Annotated in this window: 21 protein-coding genes; 4 read left to right on the forward strand and 17 right to left on the reverse strand. The window is 62.8% G+C overall.

Annotated features, from left to right (window positions below):
* The 12 genes from H156_RS17385 to H156_RS0115495 all read right to left on the reverse strand — a co-directional run.
* The coding region (locus tag H156_RS17385) for a hypothetical protein (protein ID WP_211221998.1) at window positions 1–188 on the reverse strand (188 nt) is incomplete at its 3' end.
* Window positions 166–456, reverse strand: a complete 291-nt coding sequence (cas2, locus tag H156_RS0115440) for a CRISPR-associated endonuclease Cas2 (protein ID WP_010959992.1) — start codon at window positions 454–456, stop codon at window positions 166–168. The genes H156_RS17385 and cas2, both read right to left, overlap by 23 nt.
* A gap of 94 nt (window positions 457–550) precedes the next feature.
* Complete coding sequence (cas1c, locus tag H156_RS0115445) at window positions 551–1,585, reverse strand: type I-C CRISPR-associated endonuclease Cas1c (RefSeq protein ID WP_017364190.1); 1,035 nt, start codon at window positions 1,583–1,585, stop codon at window positions 551–553.
* A complete protein-coding gene (cas4, locus tag H156_RS0115450) occupies window positions 1,582–2,214 on the reverse strand; it encodes a CRISPR-associated protein Cas4 (protein ID WP_017364191.1) in 633 nt (210 codons plus the stop codon). Before cas4 ends, cas1c begins: the two co-directional genes overlap by 4 nt.
* A gap of 10 nt (window positions 2,215–2,224) precedes the next feature.
* A complete protein-coding gene (locus H156_RS0115455) occupies window positions 2,225–2,461 on the reverse strand; it encodes a hypothetical protein (protein WP_017364192.1) in 237 nt (78 codons plus the stop codon).
* A 12-nt stretch (window positions 2,462–2,473) separates the two neighbouring features.
* Window positions 2,474–3,403, reverse strand: coding sequence for a type I-C CRISPR-associated protein Cas7/Csd2 (gene cas7c / locus H156_RS0115460; protein ID WP_017364193.1), 930 nt, complete (start codon window positions 3,401–3,403; stop codon window positions 2,474–2,476).
* 59 nt (window positions 3,404–3,462) lie between these two features.
* Window positions 3,463–5,166: a type I-C CRISPR-associated protein Cas8c/Csd1 gene (gene cas8c / locus H156_RS0115465; protein WP_017364194.1), complete on the reverse strand. Its 1,704-nt coding sequence runs from the start codon at window positions 5,164–5,166 to the stop codon at window positions 3,463–3,465.
* Window positions 5,163–5,831: a type I-C CRISPR-associated protein Cas5c gene (cas5c, locus tag H156_RS0115470; RefSeq protein WP_017364195.1), complete on the reverse strand. Its 669-nt coding sequence runs from the start codon at window positions 5,829–5,831 to the stop codon at window positions 5,163–5,165. The genes cas8c and cas5c overlap by 4 nt, the downstream gene beginning before the upstream one ends.
* Window positions 5,832–5,883: 52 nt before the next feature.
* Window positions 5,884–8,106 carry a CRISPR-associated helicase/endonuclease Cas3 gene (locus tag H156_RS0115475; protein ID WP_017364196.1) on the reverse strand — a complete coding sequence of 741 codons (2,223 nt, stop codon included), beginning with the start codon at window positions 8,104–8,106 and terminating at the stop codon, window positions 5,884–5,886.
* Between the two features lie 294 nt (window positions 8,107–8,400).
* On the reverse strand, window positions 8,401–8,676 hold the full coding sequence (locus H156_RS0115485) for a cupin domain-containing protein (protein WP_010960001.1): 276 nt from the start codon (window positions 8,674–8,676) through the stop codon (window positions 8,401–8,403).
* Window positions 8,677–8,748: 72 nt separating this feature from the next.
* Window positions 8,749–9,393, reverse strand: coding sequence for an MBL fold metallo-hydrolase (locus tag H156_RS0115490; RefSeq protein ID WP_026045788.1), 645 nt, complete (start codon window positions 9,391–9,393; stop codon window positions 8,749–8,751).
* Window positions 9,394–9,551: 158 nt separating this feature from the next.
* Window positions 9,552–10,454 carry an ROK family protein gene (locus tag H156_RS0115495; RefSeq protein ID WP_017364198.1) on the reverse strand — a complete coding sequence of 301 codons (903 nt, stop codon included), beginning with the start codon at window positions 10,452–10,454 and terminating at the stop codon, window positions 9,552–9,554.
* A gap of 160 nt (window positions 10,455–10,614) precedes the next feature.
* On the opposite strand from H156_RS0115495, the gene H156_RS0115500 reads away from it, so the two are divergent.
* Window positions 10,615–11,703 carry an AI-2E family transporter gene (locus H156_RS0115500; protein WP_010960004.1) on the forward strand — a complete coding sequence of 363 codons (1,089 nt, stop codon included), beginning with the start codon at window positions 10,615–10,617 and terminating at the stop codon, window positions 11,701–11,703.
* A 9-nt stretch (window positions 11,704–11,712) separates the two neighbouring features.
* Here H156_RS0115500 and H156_RS0115505 read toward each other — a convergent pair whose 3' ends face one another.
* The 5 genes from H156_RS0115505 to H156_RS0115525 form a co-directional block, all read right to left on the reverse strand.
* Window positions 11,713–13,122: a PhoH family protein gene (locus tag H156_RS0115505; RefSeq protein WP_017364199.1), complete on the reverse strand. Its 1,410-nt coding sequence runs from the start codon at window positions 13,120–13,122 to the stop codon at window positions 11,713–11,715.
* Between the two features lie 27 nt (window positions 13,123–13,149).
* Complete coding sequence (locus tag H156_RS0115510; protein ID WP_010960006.1) at window positions 13,150–13,635, reverse strand: peroxiredoxin; 486 nt, start codon at window positions 13,633–13,635, stop codon at window positions 13,150–13,152.
* A gap of 25 nt (window positions 13,636–13,660) precedes the next feature.
* Window positions 13,661–14,188 carry a glycine cleavage system transcriptional repressor gene (locus tag H156_RS0115515; RefSeq protein WP_010960007.1) on the reverse strand — a complete coding sequence of 176 codons (528 nt, stop codon included), beginning with the start codon at window positions 14,186–14,188 and terminating at the stop codon, window positions 13,661–13,663.
* Window positions 14,189–14,252: 64 nt separating this feature from the next.
* Window positions 14,253–15,074: an undecaprenyl-diphosphate phosphatase gene (locus tag H156_RS0115520; RefSeq protein ID WP_010960008.1), complete on the reverse strand. Its 822-nt coding sequence runs from the start codon at window positions 15,072–15,074 to the stop codon at window positions 14,253–14,255.
* 44 nt (window positions 15,075–15,118) lie between these two features.
* On the reverse strand, window positions 15,119–15,778 hold the full coding sequence (locus H156_RS0115525; protein ID WP_026045789.1) for a VTT domain-containing protein: 660 nt from the start codon (window positions 15,776–15,778) through the stop codon (window positions 15,119–15,121).
* A gap of 191 nt (window positions 15,779–15,969) precedes the next feature.
* On the opposite strand from H156_RS0115525, the gene H156_RS0115530 reads away from it, so the two are divergent.
* The 3 genes from H156_RS0115530 to H156_RS16355 form a co-directional block, all read left to right on the forward strand.
* The gene (locus H156_RS0115530) at window positions 15,970–16,638 is read left to right on the forward strand and encodes an energy transducer TonB (RefSeq protein ID WP_051220207.1); all 669 of its coding nucleotides are present in this window, start codon (window positions 15,970–15,972) and stop codon (window positions 16,636–16,638) included.
* A 17-nt stretch (window positions 16,639–16,655) separates the two neighbouring features.
* The gene (locus H156_RS0115535) at window positions 16,656–17,312 is read left to right on the forward strand and encodes a MotA/TolQ/ExbB proton channel family protein (protein WP_026597639.1); all 657 of its coding nucleotides are present in this window, start codon (window positions 16,656–16,658) and stop codon (window positions 17,310–17,312) included.
* 12 nt (window positions 17,313–17,324) lie between these two features.
* Window positions 17,325–17,462: biopolymer transporter ExbD (locus H156_RS16355; protein WP_036246734.1), on the forward strand; the 138-nt coding region annotated here is incomplete at its 3' end.

Below are 17,462 nucleotides of genomic sequence, written 5' to 3' on the forward strand. Positions count from 1 at the left end.
TGATGATAAGCTAGGATTTTTTTCGAGGGAAGAGCGGACGGGTGGTCGAGCCAGTCCGCCGGCGTGATGCGGATCGGGGATGACTCCGCTATCGACTGGTTTTTCAACCAGTTGGAAGTTGCGCGAACCCCCGGCCAAATTCGCATCGCTTGAGGTTCGCGCATTTCAAACGATGAGCGTGTCTTCAAAGTCAACCGCCTTGAACTTGCCGAACTCCATGAGGTTTTTCTCCAACGGTTCGGTGATGCGGTAAATGCGCAGGCTGTCCTCTTTCTCGTCGATCTCATCCAGCAATTCTGCCTTGAGTGTTTCCATCTGGGCGAGGTTGACCTTGCATTCGAACACGGACTTTTGCACGCGCTGGCCGTAATTCAGACATACCTTGGCCACATGGCGCAGACGTCTGCGGCCGGCGGCGGTTTCGGTGGAGACATCGTAGGAAACCAAAATCAACATGACGAAAAGCCCATGGGTTCAATTTCATGCAAAAACAATAGGTTGCCGAGGCGGCTCTGGGTGGAAAATGGGCTGTGCATCGTTTTCTGACGGGTCAGCGGTGGAGATAAGGCACGTAATGCGCGAGGTCCTGGCGCAGATAGCGGGCCAGCAAGCGCGCTTGCCAATGAGGCAGCAGGCCGATCGGCAGGGTTTGTTTGAGCAGCGGATGCGTGATTGCTTCCTGCTTGCGGGTTTGATAGGCGGCGATGACGGTCTTGCGGCCCTTGTCGTTGAGCAGCACGGCACCGCCTTCCCGTTCGTCGAAGTCGCTGGCCTGCAATTGTCCGCGGTTGACGAGGGTCAAGGCCAGCCGGTCCGCCAGCGGGGCGCGGAATTCTTCCAACAGATCCAGCGCCAAGGCCGGACGACCGGGACGTACGGCATGGAGAAAGCCCAATTGCGGATCGAGCCCGACGGTTTCCAGGGCAGCCCGGCAGTCGCTCAACACCAGGGCATACAGGAAAGAGAGCAATGCGTTGAAACGGTCGCGCGGCGGGCGCCGGTTGCGGCAGTCGAAAGGGAACTCGGCCCGCGCCTTCGCCCTCATGACTTTGGGCAGAGCCTCGAAATAAAGCCTGGCCACATCGCCTTCCAAGCCCCGTAGGGTGTCGAGATCTTGCGCCAAAGGGAGCTTGCGCACTTGATTGGCGATGAGCTTGGCGGCGCGCACCAAAGCTTCTCTTTCGTCCGCGTCGTCCGTTTCCCGCGCGCCCCGCATCAACAACTGCCGGCTGTTACGCAGCTTGCCGGCCAATACCGCGCGAGCCAGGCCCAGGGTTTGCGCACCGTCTTCCGCCGCGCGGAATTGCGCCTGGCGCAGGAAGATGTTGCCGTTCACCGGCCCTTCCAGCCGCGCCCTGAACCGGCCCGCCCGATCGAGCCATACGACCGATCGGCCATCCTCGGCGCAGCGCCCAAGCAACGCAGGGCTGAGCATGACGTGATCGAACAGCACGAAGGCGGATAGATGATGCAGCGGGACCTGCAGGCGTTTTTGCTCCTCGATCATCACGCACACGGTCTCGCCCTCCAGGCGTAGATAAGCCTCGGGCGTGGTGACGTAGAGGGTGTTTTGCAGCACGGTCATGGAAGGTCCTCTTCCGGTTCGAACAGGGTTTGCGCGAGCCGGTCGATCTCGGCGGCGGATTTGAGCATCTCCGGCTGGCAGATTTCGATCATGGAACAGCCCCGGCAGCGTTCCGGCTCACTCGCCGGCGGCGGCAGTTTCCCCGGCCCCAACAGGGCGCGTACTTCGTGGATGAGCCTTTCGGTCTTTATCCGCAACTCCGGTGTGATCGGCACCACGCGCCGCCTTCGCGAGCCGTGATGGTAGATCACCCCTTCCGGCACCTCCTTGCCTGTCATTTCCTCCAGACACAGCGCCTGAGCCGCCACCTGAACGTCATCGTGCTCGCGCTGCCGTCGCGGGCCGTGCTTGTATTCCACCGGGCGCGGCGTGCCGTCCGGCAGAAACTCCACGATGTCGGCCTTGCCGGTCAAACCCAGCCGATCGCTGAACAGAGTCAACGCCTGCTCGATGCGCACGCCAGCTTCGTGACGCGTGTCCGGCTCGTCTACCCGCTCATGCACGCGCCGGCCGCGCAGGGTAAAGACGTTATCGGTAAACATCTGTTCCTGGTGGATCAGCGCGCATTGCCGGGGGCAATAGCTGTAGTGCTGGAGGGCGGAGAGGGGAATGGGGAGCGTTTCGTCCATGGAGCCGTTGTCATCCCAGCCATTTGTCGATCAAGCGTTTTACCGCCGCGATCGGCTCGTCACGGGTGAAATGTGAATGAGTCAGCCGCGGCGTCTTCGCCCCGTCGAAATGACAGTGCAGCGCATCACCTACTCGCCACCGTAGGTCTTGGGTATCGTCCTCTTCGGTAAAAATAGCCATCTCCACCGCGCAGATGATAAAGCCCCTTTCTGGGGATTCCTCGAAAACGCAGTGGATTTCGGTCACGGTGAATGCCTTTCATGGCACGAGGATCATCAGTTCCACGCCGGGAAACGCCGGCAACGGCCCGGCGGGCGGCGCGCTGACCGCGTAGTCCCCAAACTCGCGCGGCGGCCGGCCGGTGTCTTTGGGTTCCACTCGGATCAGATCGAACAGCTTGTGCGCCGGCGCGCAACCGAGCATGGCCTGCTGCTTGCATTGGTTCGGGTCGGTATCGGTGCCGACGTGCTTGAAGACGTAGAGCCCCCGCGTGGCCATTTCGCCGCGGGCCGCGGAGTGATCGTGGTCGAACATCTGGCTCAACGCCTGCCAGAGCAATTCGAGATCCTTTTCGGAAAAACCGGTCTGTTGGGCGAGATGGGCCGACACGAAGCCATGGGCGCGGTAAAGACCGTAGGGCACGGTGTGCTTGCGGCCCATGGTTCGGTTGTCGCCACCCTGCTTTTCCGCCTCGGCCTCCGTGGCGACCGCCATGCGGGTGATGGAATGTTCCAGGGCAACGATGGGGCTGATGGAACGCGCGAAGGTGAGTTGCACGGGCCCTCGGACTTGACCACAGTTGACGCCGGTCGACATCACCGCGCCGAAGGTGCGGACGTCGAAGAAGTTCTGGCACATCCAGCGGCGGGCATCATCGACCTTATCGCCGCCTTTACGTTTCCCCTCATCGGCACCTAAATCCACGCCCAATGCCTGATAGGCTCGCTCGTGTTGCCGATTCAGAACGGCTTTTTCCTTGACATAGATTTCGTAAGGGGCGGCATCGCCTTGCGTCAGGCCGACGAAATTGCGGATTTTCCTCTTCAGGCAGACGTCGGTGACCAACCCGTGACCCGTTTCCGCATCCAAACGCGGCAGGTTTCCGGCATCGGGATCGCCGTTGGGATTTCCGTCTTTGACCTCGAACAACAGCACGAAGTCGTAGCGATTTTGGGTGAGCTGATTCATGGGGTTCTCCTTGAATTGAAGTTAAAAAAAGTACGACCGTCAGGCGCGCTTGCCCCACCCTACGATCTGTCGGTTTTCGTGAACAACGCCTGCCGCTGGTGGTAATAGCCGATGGTGAAGTGCCCTTGATCGGCCAGAGACAGGATGGGCGGAAATGCGTCGATGCCATCCACGATCTCGCCGATCAGCCGTTCCAGATTCACGGCCCGACCCCGGTTTTCCAGCTTGGCGAGATGATGGTTTTTCAAGCGCATCAGGGTTTGGAAAACGGCGACGGGGGTGCTGGAGGCCGCGCCGTAATAACGGTCGCGGATGGTGGCATTGATGCCGGGATTGGCCTCCTCCTGGATTTTTTCCAGCACGGCGAACAGCCGTCCCAGGCGATAACCGATGTTGGTTTGGGTGTCGTCGAGCGCCACGGTCAACTCCTTTACGTTGTCAGGGTTGGAATAGCGGGTTTGGCGGTTCAGGCAGGCTTTCACGAGCGCCGCGCGCGGATAGGTGATGTCCCGATCGGCGCGGATGCGACGGATCGCCGCCTGCAGCAGGGATTGGGGATAAGGGATCCCGGCCAGGATGCTCTTCATGAATTCGCCGGCCAGGTTGGGCGGAATGTTTTCCGATTTGCCTTGGGTCGCCGTACAGACCAACAGACGGAACAAGGACAGATAGGGTTTTTCACTTGGGGCATGGATGATTTCCAGATCCCGGAAGTGCTGTTTGATATGCCGTGCCAACTCCCTCACCGTGGCGACATGCCAGTAGCGCACGGCGATGCGCGCGGCATTGGGAGCCAGACCCAGCACATAGAATTGGGTGCCATCGTCGTCGAACACGGAAGCGCCGGTATGCGGGGCTTTGTAAAGGCTCTCGACAGCCCTGGTGTTGCGGTCGGGATCATCCTTGGGCGGCTCGGAAAACAGATCAGCCAACAAGTCCTCTAGCGGATTGGCTTGGGCGGCCCAGAACACGGTGGAGGCATCGCCCACTTGCAGGCGCTGTTTCGAATCCTTGGCCAGCAGGTGGTTGAGTGCGGTGGTGTAGGCGAAGGCGGCGCGTTTGCCGACAGGGGCGTTGTCCCCCTGTGACTTGCCCCAGGAGTTGAACGCATCAAGGTTGAAGGACACGATGTTGGCGCCGGTCGGCTGCCCGCCCCACACTCCTTTGATGGGCGGATGGAGGCGCTCGGGCGCGTCTTCCTCGCCGCTCACCAAGCACACCGCGGGGTCGGCGTTGGCCTCGGTGAGGCGTCGCGTCAAAGCGGTGCGCACCATTTCGTGCTGACAGACCAACTCGGATCGGCTTTGAAGTCTAAAGGCGAGGTTGGCGCCTTTTTCCAGGATTTCCGGCCACGACGAGGCGGCTTCGAGTGCCTTGGCTTTTTCTTCTTTGGAGTCCAGGAAGGCGAGTACGGCACTCACGCCAGCATCGTCCTCGAGCCCAAGATCCCGGATGGCTTGCTCGAAGGCGCGGGTTTGTTCCTTGAGGCGTTCGGGTTTGCCTTTGGCATCCATGCCCAGCACGTAGCTTGAATTATCCCACAGTACGTTGGCCGCGATGCCCGCGGTCCGCTTGACTGCTTGCGGGACGAAAAAACGTTTGGGCACTTTCTTTTTGCCTTCGCCTTCTCGGGTGTCTTCGAGTTGTACGAAACGACCCTGTTCGTCCACGACGATCAGGAAAGGGATTTCCTTCTCCTCGAACCCTAGCGCGGGCAGTTCGGGTTTGCGCCCGTAATATTCATAAAGCGCCTGCAAGATCATCCCTTCACTCCTTCCGAATTCCACTCCGGCACGCGGATGACACCCTGTTGCATGTGCGCCCGGAAGAACTTGGGCTGTATGCCGTTGGCAAAGTCGATGTCGTGCAGCATCCAGCCGAGATCGCGGGTCTCGGTGATGGGGGGTTCGTCTGCCATGGCCGCATCGAGATTCGTGACCGGCTCGAAATGAGCGGCGAATTCCCGGCAGCCGAGATAGGGCTGGTTGAAGCACTGGCCATTCGTGGCACGGCGATGGAACATGGCGAGGAATTTGTCGGGCGACTCCTGCTCGCCTTTCCGGTCGGTCGGCTCGCAGCGGGCATGGAGCCGGTAGGCCACTTCACGCAGGAACAGCCCGGCGCGCTGCTGGCGTTCTTCTTCGATGTAAAGCCCCAAATCGCCCCGACCCGCCTGCATGGCGGTCTGGGCGGTGCGCACCGAGGCCACCGCACCCACTTCGTTGCGGCGCACCGAAATCCAACGGATGGGCTTTAGGACTTCGATCTTGGTCACCCGCCAGCGGATGGCCGGTTTCCACAGGATCGCCTCGAAAATGGCCCTGGCGGCGGAAGGCGTGATGATGTCGTAGGACACCCGCTCCACTTTCATCTCGGGGCGGGTGAAACAGGCGTAGTCGCCAAAAACTTTGAGACAGATGTTTTTCAAGCGATTCTTCCTCCTGAAATGTTGAAATTCAGATGACCAGCGCCCACGAAGTTTAGATGATCAAGTCCAAGGGGTTCGGTCCTGCTTGACCGCCGATGAATCCGAACCTCGAGTCGTAAAGCCCGTCGACGTTCTGGGCGTAAATGCCGGGATGGACTTGCGCGACTTCATCGGTGGCCAGAAGTTTCTGGAACAGGCTCTTGGGGATGTTCACGCTGTAGCGCTGGAGCTTGCGCATCAGCCAGCGTTCCGGTCCCTGGTTTTTCAGCATGGAAAGCCATTTCTCCGCATCGCAGTAGCGCACGATGATGGTTTGCTGGGCCTGGTCGTCGATGAGCCTGAATCGTTCGGCGGCGGTTCTGAACTGGATTTGCAAGGCGCGCTCGTCTTTGCGCAGCAAATCGAGGATGCCGGCCTTGTCCAGGTCATTGAGCTTGGCGTAGTAAAGCCCGAAGTAGCGTTCGAACAGTTCAGGCGTCAGCAAGTCCTCGGCCTGGTCGAACAACAATTCCCGGGCGGCATCCTCGCCCTTGCGCAGCAACCCGGGTGGGGAAGGCTTCGGTGGGACGAATACGAAGACCCGCCCCAGCCCATCCGCAAGCCTTCCCTCGCGGTTGCAGCGTCCGGCGGCCTGGGCGATGGAGTCGAGCCCCGCCATGGCGCGGAACACGACGGGGAAATCCACGTCCACCCCGGCCTCGATCAACTGGGTGCTGACCACCCGCAAGGGGGCCTTGAGCCTCAACCGTTCGCGAATGTCCGCGATGAGGCGGGAACGATGTTCGCCGCAGAGGTTGGCGGAAAGATGTACTGCCTCCGGCAAGAACTCGGCCAGCTCGCGCGCATCGTCGCGACGGTTGACGATGACCAGCACTTGCTCGTGGCCGCGGATCCGCTCGGCGAGGGTCGGCCAATCTTCGGGGGCATGAAGATCATCGGGAAGTTTCACGGCCACCCGCTTCAGATCACGGTAAAGAAGCTCCGGATCGGCCATGATTTCCCGCACATTTTCCAGTCCGTCGAATTTCCAGCCAAAACCTTGCCTGGGCTTGAAGGCCGGTTGGGTCGCGGTGGACAGCACCATGGTGACGCCGTAATGAGCGGTCAGATCCCGCAAAACTTCGAGGATAGGATCGAGGAATTCCGGCGGCAGAAGTTGTGCTTCATCCAGCACGATGACGCTGTCGACCAGATTGTGCAGCTTGCGGCATTGGGAGGTGCGGGCGGCGAAGAGGGATTCGAACAGTTGCACGTTGGTGGTGACGACGAGCGGCGCGTCCCAGTTTTCCGACATCAACCGGGATTTGGCGGTTTCCCGGTCGGGATCGAGGTTGCTGTGATGCTCGATGACCGCTTCGCCGAAAATCTCCCGGAAGATGTCGGCCGTCTGTTCGATGATGCTGGTGTAGGGTATGGCATACACGATACGGCGCTGGCCGTGGTGAACGGCGTGCTCCAGGGCGAAAGCGAGCGAGGAGAGCGTCTTGCCGCCGCCAGTCGGGACGGTGAGGGAGAAAAGCCCCGGCGCTTCCTGGGCCTTCGTGCGGCACTGGGCGAGGACCTGGGCGCGAAGTCGGTTTACGGGGGTATCGGGTGCAGCGGCGGTTTTCCCTTCCATGTAGGTATTGAAAGCGGCCAGCAAGTCCGGCAAGGCGCACGTCGCGCCGCGCTGGTTCGCCCGGGCCGGGTCCATGAAGGCTTCAGTATCCAGGAAATCCGCGTCCACCAGGGTGGAAAACAGCAGGCGTAGCCAGAGATGCAGGGCGCCGCCGGGTGGGCGGGAACGCGGGCGTTCGCGTTCGAGGAGGTCGGCGGGCGGGTTTTGTGCGCGTATCTCGTTCAACCATTCTTTGGCCTGCGGCTGTTCCATGCGCTGAAAAAGCGACGACGGCGTACCGCTCCAGTCCGGCAAGCCGGCGTGATGTCCGGCGATGAGATAAGCCAGAATGCGCCCATGGGGGCCTAAACGCTCGATGGCATGAATGGCCCCGGCGGTGGAATGGTCGACGCGACCCTTGCCGCCTTCGATATGCGCTTCCGGGTCGTAACCGGATTGGGTGCGTATGTAGCCTTGAAATGCCTGACGGTACTTGCCGAGGTCATGCCATAAGCCCGCGAGGTGAGCCCAGTCACCCGAGCGGAAGTGTCGGGCGAACGCGTCCGCCAGCTTGGCGACTCCATGCAGATGCTCACCCAGGTCGTGAATGATCCACTCACCGTTTTCACCTTTCCGGACATGGGCGATGGGCATCTGGTTTCCGGTCTCCTGGTTCATCCTGGTATGCTCCTTGACCTCAGCGGATCATAAACATCCCACTGTCTCAAAACCTGAGCCACCCCATCAAAAAAACGCAAGCGATACCGCATCGATGCTGCCGCAGCCGTTCCACGACGGCCCAGCGAAGCCCCTGATGCCCCACCATTTTAGCCTCCGGCCCGTGTTTGGGGATGTCCAGGAAGGGTTCAGCGGGGGCGTTGCGCCAGTCGCGCTGCATCCTACTGCATCCTTTCGATCCGGTAGAAGCATCCAGTGCGGTCCATGCGCCGGAACCCGGGTCCGCCGGGCCGGTCAGCCGAAGGTGTAGTGCTTCTTCACCGGCACATGCACGTCCCAGGTGCAGGACATGCCGGGGGGAAAGGTGACAAGGTCGCCCTTGCCGATACGGACCGGCTCACCTCCCTGGGGCGTGACGGTGACCTCACCTTCGAGGATGTAGCAGGTTTCGCTTTCGTCGTAGGTCCAGGGGAAGGACGAGACACCGCAGCTCCAGGTCGGCCAGCGCCGAACGCCCAGTTCGCCGAGGCGGGTTTCCGGGGGATTGTTTTCGATCTTGATCGAGGGCATGGGGTCGGCTCCTGTCATCGAGTGGGAAAGGGAGCGGAAAATCTAGCCCAGTGCCGCGGGCGCGTCGAGATTTCAGGCCGTAGGGCCGTTTCGCAAGAAAGGGTTGCTGCGTCGCTCGTCACCGAAGGTCGAAGTCGGACCGTGGCCGGGGATGAAGGTCACGTCGTCGCCCAGTGGAAACAGCCGTTCGCGGATCGAGCGGATGAGGATGTCGTAATCGCCGCGGGGGAAATCGGTGCGGCCGATCGAGCCTTTGAACAGCACGTCGCCGACCAGCGCCAGTCGCTGGCCGCGATGGAAGAACACCACATGGCCGGGCGTGTGGCCGGGGCAGTGCAGCACTTCCAGGGTCTCCGCGCCGAAGCTCACGGTGTCGCCGTGTTCCAGCCAGCGGTCGGGGGTGAAGACGGTGGTCCCCGGCAGGCCGAACATCCGGCATTGCTGCGGAAGGGTTTCGATCCAGAATGCATCGTCCCGCTGCGGGCCTTCGATGGGGATGCCGAGCTGTGCTGCCAGGCCGGCGGCGCCGGCCGCATGGTCGGCATGGGCGTGAGTCAGCAGAATCTTGCTCAGGGTGAAGCCGGCGTCCCCGGCCGCGGCCATGATTCGGTCCAACTCACCGCCGGGATCGACGACGGCGCCCAGGCCGGTGGTTTCGCAGCCGAGGATCGTGCAGTTCTGCTGGAAGGCGGTGACGGGGATGATGATGGATTTCACGGAGGCTGGATCGATCTGACTTACCTGAAGGACCATGGTACTTGAAAACGCCGTCGACATGGTTTTTCAGTCCTTCGGCGCACGCGTGATCCGCCGTTTCCCGGTCCTTGGGAGGCTGCGCATGATCCTGAAGCACGTGCCGCTCACCGTCGGCTGGCTCAGCGCTTCCATAGCCAGGCCGCGCCGCGCACCCCGCTGGAATCTCCGTAGCGCGGCGGTACCAGGCGGGTGTCGACCCGGTCGGAGAACACGTATCGTCCCCACAGCCGCGGTACATTGGCATACAGCCGCGCGCAGTTGGAAAGCCCGCCGCCCAGCACGATGACGTGCGGGTCCACGATGTTGATGACGTGGGCCAGCGCGCGGGCCAGCCGGTCCTCGTAGAGCGCCATGCTGCCGCGGCAGCTCGCATGGCCCAGTTCCGCGCGCTCGGCGATGCTCTTGGCGTCCAGGGATTCGCCGGTGCGGCGTTCGTGGTCGCGGGCAAGTCCCGGCCCGGACAGGAAGGTCTCGATGCAGCCACTCTTTCCGCAGTAGCAGGGCGGGCCGGGGCGCTCGATGCCTTGCGGCCAGGGCAGCGGATTGTGGCCCCATTCCCCGGCGATGGCGTTGGCGCCGTTGAGGAGCCTGCCCCGTATCACGATTCCGCCGCCGACGCCTGTGCCCAGGATCACCCCGAACACGCTTTCCGCCCGCGCCGCGGCGCCATCCACGGCTTCCGACAGAGCGAAGCAGTCGGCGTCGTTCGCCAGCCGCACCGGCCGGCCCAGCGCCCGCGCCAGGTCTTCCCGCAGGGGCATGCCGTTCAGACACACCGAATTGGAGTTCTTCAGCCGCCCCGTCGCCGCCGACACCGCGCCCGGCGTGCCGATCCCCACCGTGCCCCGCTCGGCCAGCTCGTATTCGGCCTCCTCGACCAGTCTTACGATGGTCCGGATCGTTTCCGGGTAATTGCCCTGAGGCGTATCGGTGCGGCGGCGGAGCAGTTCCCGGCCGTGGGAGGTCATGGCGATCAGTTCGACCTTCGTTCCCCCCAGGTCGATGCCCAGCAGCAGGCTCATGAAGTCAATGTGTCTGTCGAAAACCGTGAGGGTAGCGATTCCCCGCGTTGGTGTGCAAGCGATGGAGAGGAAAGACTCGGCGGGCGTGTAGTACCATGCAGGGAAAAAAGCCCGTCTGGGCGTTCAAGTTCGATAATTAGAAAAATGTGAGGGAGGGGATATGCAGCATTTGCGCGAATGGCTCAGCGACTGGTTCAGGCGGATTCTTCCCAACGCGCAGGCCGTCTCGTTCGCGATCCTGCTGGTAGTCGGTTTCATCGTCGTGGTCAGCCTGGCCAAGATGCTGATGCCGGTATTCGCCGCCGGCATCATCGCCTATCTGCTGGACGGCCTGGTGGAGATCGGCGAGCGCAGAAAGCTGCCGCGGCTGGTTTCCGTGATCGTCGTCTACCTCCTGTTCCTCGCGCTGCTGCTGGTCGTGTTCATCGGCCTGCTGCCGCTCCTCTATCAGCAGACCCTGCAGCTGATCGAGCAGGCGCCGAGCTGGGTGAATCGCGGGCAGGTGCTGATCATGGAATTGCCGGAGCGCTATCCGGACTACATCACCCAGGAACAGGTGAACGATCTGATCGGCGCGATCCGGGCGGAGCTGATCTCCTACGGTCAGTCCATGCTGACCTATTCCTACGCCTCCTTGGTCAGCCTCATCACCGTGGTGGTCTATTTCATCCTGGTGCCGCTCCTGGTGTTCTTCTTCCTGAAGGACAGGGACCGCATCCTGGGCTGGTTCACCCAATACCTGCCGCGCGACCGCAACCTGTCCAACCGCGTATGGAAAGAGGTGGACATGCAGATCGGCAACTACGTGCGGGGCAAGTTCGTCGAGATCGTCATCCTATTCGCGGCCAGTTTCGTGACCTTTTCCCTGATGGGCCTGAACTACGCCTTGCTGCTGGCGGTGCTGATGGGGATTTCGGTCATCATCCCCTACGTCGGCGCGACCTTGGTCACCTTTCCGGTCATGATCGTCGCGTTCTTTCAATGGGGCGTGTCGGACGATTTCTGGTACCTGATGCTGGCCTACGCCATCATCCAGGCGCTGGATGGGGTGATGCTGGTGCCCTTGCTGTTTTCCGAGGTGGTCAATCTCCACCCCGTGGCCATCATCGTGGCGATCCTCTTCTTCGGCGGCTGGTGGGGATTCTGGGGCGTGTTCTTCGCCATCCCGCTGGCGACGCTGGTGAAAGCCGTACTCAGCGCCTGGCCGCGGTTGGGGGAAGGCGAAATGCCCGCGGCCGGCGGCCCATAGCCGCGCGGCTCAGAGTGCGTCCGAAGCGAAATCCGCCAGCCGCGAGCGCTCGCCCCGGCGCAGGGTGATGTGGGCCGCGTGCGGCCATTGCTTGAAGCGATCGACGACGTAGGTGAGGCCGGAGGTGGTGCCGGTGAGGTAGGGCGTGTCGATCTGGCCGATGTTGCCGAGGCAGACGATCTTGGTGCCGGGGCCGGCCCGGGTGATCAGGGTCTTCATCTGCTTCGAGGTCAGGTTCTGCGCCTCGTCGAGGATGATGTACCGGTTGAGGAAGGTGCGGCCGCGCATGAAGTTGAGCGATCTGACCTTGACCCGGTTGAGCAGCAGGGTGTTGGTCGCCGCCCGTTCCCAGGCGCCGGCGTTCTCATGGCTGCTGAGCAGTTCCAGGTTGTCGAGCAGCGCGCCCATCCAGGGCGTCATCTTCTCTTCCTCCGTGCCGGGCAGGAAGCCGATGTCCTCGCCCAGCGGGATCGTTTCCCGGCTCATGATGATCTCGCGGTACAGCTTCTGGTCCAGCGTCATGACCAGGCCGGCGGCCAGGGCCAGCAGGGTCTTGCCGGTGCCGGCGCTGCCGAGCAGGGTGACGAAGTCGATGTCCGGGTCGAGCAGGACGTTGAGCGCGAAATTCTGTTCGCGGTTCCTGGCCTGGATGCCCCAGACGGCATGTTGCGGGGTGCGGAAGTCGCGGGCGAGTTCGATCACGGCGCTGCCGTTTTCACGCCGGCGGACGATGGCTTCGAACTGGGATTCGTCGGCCAGATAGAGGTACTGGTTGGGGAAGAAGTCCTTCACCAGCGGACCCTGAACCCGGTAGAAGGTACGGCCGCGCTCCTGCCAGGATTCCATCTTGCCGCCGTGGGTATCCCAGAAGTCGGGCGGAAGCTCGATGGCGCCGCTGTAGAGCAGGTTGACGTCGTCCAGCACCTGGTCGTTGTGGTAGTCCTCGGCCCGAAGCCCCAGCACCGTGGCCTTGATGCGCATGTTGATGTCTTTCGACACCAGCACCACCTGCCGGTTGGGGCATTCCTCGGACAGCGCCAGGAGGGTCGCCAGGATCGAATTGTCCGGAATGTCCCCGGGTAGGCTCACGGGCAGGGAGGCGGCGAGCCGGCGGGTCTGGAAGAACAGCCGGCCTTGACAGCGTTCGTCGATGCGGCCGGCGTAATCCGTCCGCGTCAGCGGGATGCCCTGGTCGATGTCGTCCAGGGCGGTCAGGTGGACCAGTTCGTCGAGGAAGCGGCTGGCCTGGCGGGCGTTCCGCGCGACGTCGGACAGGCCTTTCTTGCCGTGATCGAGCTCCTCCAGAACGATCATCGGGATGAAGATGTCGTGTTCCTGGAAGCGGAACAGGGAGGCCGGATCGTGCATCAGCACATTGGTGTCGAGCACGAACAGCTTGCGGTCGGCGGCGGACGTCATGGGGGCGGATTTCCGTTTGAAAAGCGATCAAGCGGAGGTCTTCGCGGCGAGCCCTGCGACGGCCCGGAGCACCTCCTCGGCATGTCCTTTGACGCTGACTTTGCGCCATTCGGCGGCGAGCCGTCCTTCGGCGTCGATCAGGAAAGTGCTGCGCTCTATGCCTCGCACCTGTTTACCGTACATGTTTTTCAGGCGGATGACGTCGAACAGCCGGCACAGTGCCTCGTCGCCGTCGGAGAGCAGCTCGAACGGAAATCCGTACTTGCAGCGGAAGCGTTCGTGCGACTTCAGGCTGTCGCGCGAAACCCCCACGATGTCCGCCCCGAGCTTCTGGAATTCGGGGTAAAGGTCGCGGAAGTCCTGGCCCTCCTGGGTGCATCCCGGGGTGCTGTCCTTGGGATAGAAATAGAGGACCAGCGGGCGCCCATGCCGCTGGGACAGCCGGAACGTCCCGCCGCTGGTCGATTCGGCCTGGAAGTCCGGCACGGCTTGTCCGAGGGTCGGTGTGTTCATCGGAAGGCTCCTGTGAAAGAACGGCTCAGCGCTTGACCGGCTCCAGGATGGCGTCGAGGTTCTGGCGGTCGCAGAATTCGACGAATTCGTCCCGCAACGGGATGATCTTCATGGCCGGCGGAATCATCACCGTCAGGTGCGCGATGAACATCGGCGTGCCGGTATAGGGCGCGGGTGGACGGCTGGTGCTGACATCCAGGATCTTGATGTGGCGGGCGGCGAAGAAATCGGCCAGCTCGTAGAGATGGCTGCCGCTCTCCCCGGCCACCACATCCACGGCATAAGGGATCGCATCCTCCTCGCGCGGTTTGTCCTCGGGCAGCCGTCGCATGTGGATCTTGAGCGCGTAGCGGGCGGCCAGGTTTTCCAGCGCGCTTTCGAACCGGGCGATGTGGTTCCAGTTGCCTTCCACCATGAGATGGCCGGCGAATTCGGTGCCGAGTTCGGTCAAGCGGCTTTCGAGCAGGGTGCACCGGCACTCGCTCACCACCTGGCCGATGTCGGCGATCAGGTTCAGGCGGTCGGCGCCCAATATGGTTGCGACGATTTGCATTCGGTGAGGATTTGGATGGTTGTGCGGGAGTCTTGCGGGAAGTTTACCACGTGATGCCGGCCGTTCAGCCGGTCCAGGCGACCAGGCCGTAATGGGCGGTGCTCAGCACGACCAGTCCGAAGGCGATCCGGTACCAGGCGAAGGCGGTGAAATCGTGTCCGCCGATGTAGCGCAGCAGCCCGCGCACGGCGAGGAAGGCGCTGACGAAGGCCGCGGCGAAACCGATCCCGAAGGCGGAGAGATCTTCCGCGTGAAGGATGCCCCCCGTTTTGTAGAGATCGTAGGCGGTGGCGATGAAAAGGGTCGGGATGGCCAGGAAGAACGAGAATTCGGTGGCGGCCCGGCGCGAGAGCCCCAGCAGCAGGCCGCCGATGATGGTGGCGCCGGAGCGCGAGGTGCCGGGGATCATCGCCAGGGTCTGGAACAGACCCAGCTTGAGCGCGAGGCGCCAGTCGACGTCGTCGATGGATTCCACCCGTGGAGGGCGTTGGCGCCGCTCTACCCAAAGGATGATCAGACCGCCCAGGATGAACGTGGTCGTCACCGTGGTGGAATTGAAAAGATGGGCCTTGATGGCCTTGCCGGCCAGGAATCCCACGATGCCGGCGGGCAGGAAAGCGATGATGAGGTTCAGGACGAAGCGGCGGGCCTGTCGGCTGTGGCCGAGGCCGAACAGCAGCTCGACGAGCTTGCGTCGGTATTCCCAGCACACGGCGAGGATCGCCCCGGACTGGATGACGACCTCGAACAACTTGCCGCGGTCGTCGTTGAACTTCAGCAACTCACCCACGAGGATGAGATGGCCGGTGCTGGACACCGGCAGGAATTCGGTCAGTCCTTCGACGAGGCCGAGGATCAGGGCGTTGAGCCAATCGGGAAGCAGCATGGCGGAACCGGATGGGTAGGTCAGGGATCTGGAATGGGCCGGGATCAGTTCTTCGGGGTGGCCGAGGTCTGGGCCGAGCGTTCCCGCAGGTAGCCGATCACGAGGGGCAGCACAGAGACGGCGATGATCGACAGGACCACGGTGCTGAAATGGTCCTTGACCCAGGGAATGTTGCCAAAGCCGTAACCCGCTCCGACCAGGAGAGCCACCCAGAGCAGGCCGCCGATGACGTTGAAGGTGGCGAATTCCACGTACCGCATGCTGCCGACGCCGGCCAGGAAAGGAGCGAAAGTCCGCACGATGGGCACGAAGCGGGCGATGATGATGGTCATCTTGCCGTAGTGCTCGAAATAGCTGTGCGTGCGCTCGATGTGCTTCCGGTCGATGATGCGCAGGAAGTCGCGGTCGTGGAGCTTGTATCCGAAGAAATAGCCCACGAGGTAGTTGACGGCATCGCCCACGATCGCCGCCGTCGCGAGGACGAGGCCCACGGTCGAAACATCCATGGCACCGGTGGCCGCCACCGCGCCGGCGGCGAACAGCAGCGAATCGCCGGGCAGGAAGGGGAGGATGATGAGGCCGGTTTCGCAGAACACGACCAGGAACAGGCTCAGGTATATCTGGCTGCCGTGAGCCGCAGCCAGCTCCGGCAGATGCCGGTTGAGATGGAGGACATAGTCCAGATAACTGGTCAATTCAGGCATGATGGTCCGGGTATGGGCAGGGTCTCGGAAATACGCTTGAAACGGTGGAATTGGGGTGGAGTCGCGACTAGGAATCGGTATCGGAGACCCTGTATGATAATCCATCTCGTGTGGTTCCGATCCTTCCCTTGTCCGCTCCTAGCCTCTTGCCGCCGCCGACCGAATCCTTTTATCGACCGGGCGCAGCAATCTTGCTGCTGGTTTCCGCGGCACACCTCGGCCTGTGGCTGGGCTGGCGCGAAATGAAGCGGCTGGAGCCGGCGCGCGTGCCGCAGCAGGCCATCGAGGTATCGTTGGAAATGATCGCCCCGGCGCCGAAGCCGGCGGAGCCCGCCGCCCAGCCCGCGCCGGCGCCGACCGCGCCGCCCAAGCCGGTGACCCCGCCCAGGCCGAAACCCGTCGCCAAGCCCAAGCCGTTGACGAAGACCCTGCCCAGGCCGCTCCCGGTCCAGCCCGAGCGGACGCTAGGGGACGCCGCGCCACGGAGCGAGCCGGCCGCGCCCCCTCCCGAAGCCTCGTCCGCCGCGGGCGGAGAAGGCGTGCCAGGCGGGAGGAGCGGTAGTTCAGTCCCCGCATCGACTCCCGCGAGTTTCAACGCCAATTATCTGCACAATCCCTTGCCGGAATACCCAGCGTTTGCCAGGAAGCAGCGCTGGCAGGGCAAGGTCACGATCAAGGTCCACGTCCTGCCCACCGGCATGCCGGCCGAAGTCGAGCTGCAAGCCAGCAGCGGCCACGACATCCTCGACGAGTCCGCGCTGGAAACCGTCCGCCGCTGGCGCTTCGTCCCGGCCACCAAGGGCGGCAAGGCCGTGGCGAGCTGGGTCGTGGTGCCGCTCGAATTCTCTCTGACTCATTGACAGCACTGGCAGGAATCATGGTCACCGATACTTCCACCCTCATCATCAATGCCACCCTCTGGGTCCTCATCGCCTTTTCGGTGCTCACCTGGACGCTCATCGTGCTCAAGGTCTGGCAGTATTGGCGGCAGAGCCTCGCCAACCGGAGCTTCGAAGAACGGTTCTGGGGTGCCTCCAGCCTCGACGAGGCCCGAGGGGAGATCGCGTCCGGCAAGACCGCTCCCGTCGTCCGGCTCGCCGGCGCAGGCTTCGAGGTGCTCGACAACGCCCGTCAGAGTCACCCGCCTGCCCTCAAATACCGGGGTGACCTGCTCGCCACCCTGGAGCGCAAACTCAAGCGCCAGCTGGAGCGCGAATCCCGGCTGTCGGATATCGGGCTCACGGTCCTGGCCAGTATCGGGTCTACGGCGCCTTTCGTCGGTCTGTTCGGGACCGTCTGGGGCATCATGCACGCCCTGCAGGACATCAGCCGAAGCGGCAAGGCCAGCCTGGAAGTGGTGGCCGGCCCGATCGGCGAGGCGCTGATCGCCACCGCCATCGGCATCGCCGTCGCGGTGCCGGCCGTGCTGGCCTACAACTTCCTGATGCGGCAATCGCGCCGCAAGCAGCAGGCGCTGGAAATCTTCGCCGAAGACTTCCTGCACCTGGTCGCCGCCGAGACCGCCCACCGCTGAAGGAGAGACGCCATGGCCATGAAAACCGGGGGCGACAACGACGAAGTGATGAGCGAGATCAACGTCACCCCGCTGGTGGACGTCATGCTGGTGCTGGTGATCGTGTTCCTGGTGACGGCGCCGCTGCTGACCCAGAGCATGAACGTCAAC

Origin of the sequence: Methylococcus capsulatus str. Texas = ATCC 19069 (genome assembly GCF_000424685.1) — a bacterium.
GTDB classification, from domain to species: domain Bacteria; phylum Pseudomonadota; class Gammaproteobacteria; order Methylococcales; family Methylococcaceae; genus Methylococcus; species Methylococcus capsulatus.

Bases quoted from the DNA above. Each gene is read 5' to 3' on its own strand.
- cas7c (WP_017364193.1), bottom strand. From the start codon at position 3,403: ATGAATCAGCTCACCCAAAATCGCTACGACTTCGTGCTGTTGTTCGAG.
- cas4 (WP_017364191.1), bottom strand. From the start codon at position 2,214: ATGGACGAAACGCTCCCCATTCCCCTCTCCGCCCTCCAGCACTACAGC.
- H156_RS0115535 (WP_026597639.1), top strand. From the start codon at position 16,656: ATGGTCACCGATACTTCCACCCTCATCATCAATGCCACCCTCTGGGTC.
- cas2 (WP_010959992.1), bottom strand. From the start codon at position 456: ATGTTGATTTTGGTTTCCTACGATGTCTCCACCGAAACCGCCGCCGGC.
- H156_RS0115515 (WP_010960007.1), bottom strand. From the start codon at position 14,188: ATGCAAATCGTCGCAACCATATTGGGCGCCGACCGCCTGAACCTGATC.
- H156_RS0115505 (WP_017364199.1), bottom strand. From the start codon at position 13,122: ATGACGTCCGCCGCCGACCGCAAGCTGTTCGTGCTCGACACCAATGTG.
- H156_RS0115520 (WP_010960008.1), bottom strand. From the start codon at position 15,074: ATGCTGCTTCCCGATTGGCTCAACGCCCTGATCCTCGGCCTCGTCGAA.
- H156_RS0115475 (WP_017364196.1), bottom strand. From the start codon at position 8,106: ATGAACCAGGAGACCGGAAACCAGATGCCCATCGCCCATGTCCGGAAA.
- H156_RS0115525 (WP_026045789.1), bottom strand. From the start codon at position 15,778: ATGCCTGAATTGACCAGTTATCTGGACTATGTCCTCCATCTCAACCGG.
- H156_RS0115510 (WP_010960006.1), bottom strand. From the start codon at position 13,635: ATGAACACACCGACCCTCGGACAAGCCGTGCCGGACTTCCAGGCCGAA.
- H156_RS0115500 (WP_010960004.1), top strand. From the start codon at position 10,615: ATGCAGCATTTGCGCGAATGGCTCAGCGACTGGTTCAGGCGGATTCTT.
- cas8c (WP_017364194.1), bottom strand. From the start codon at position 5,166: ATGATCTTGCAGGCGCTTTATGAATATTACGGGCGCAAACCCGAACTG.
- cas1c (WP_017364190.1), bottom strand. From the start codon at position 1,585: ATGACCGTGCTGCAAAACACCCTCTACGTCACCACGCCCGAGGCTTAT.
- H156_RS0115485 (WP_010960001.1), bottom strand. From the start codon at position 8,676: ATGCCCTCGATCAAGATCGAAAACAATCCCCCGGAAACCCGCCTCGGC.
- H156_RS0115495 (WP_017364198.1), bottom strand. From the start codon at position 10,454: ATGAGCCTGCTGCTGGGCATCGACCTGGGGGGAACGAAGGTCGAACTG.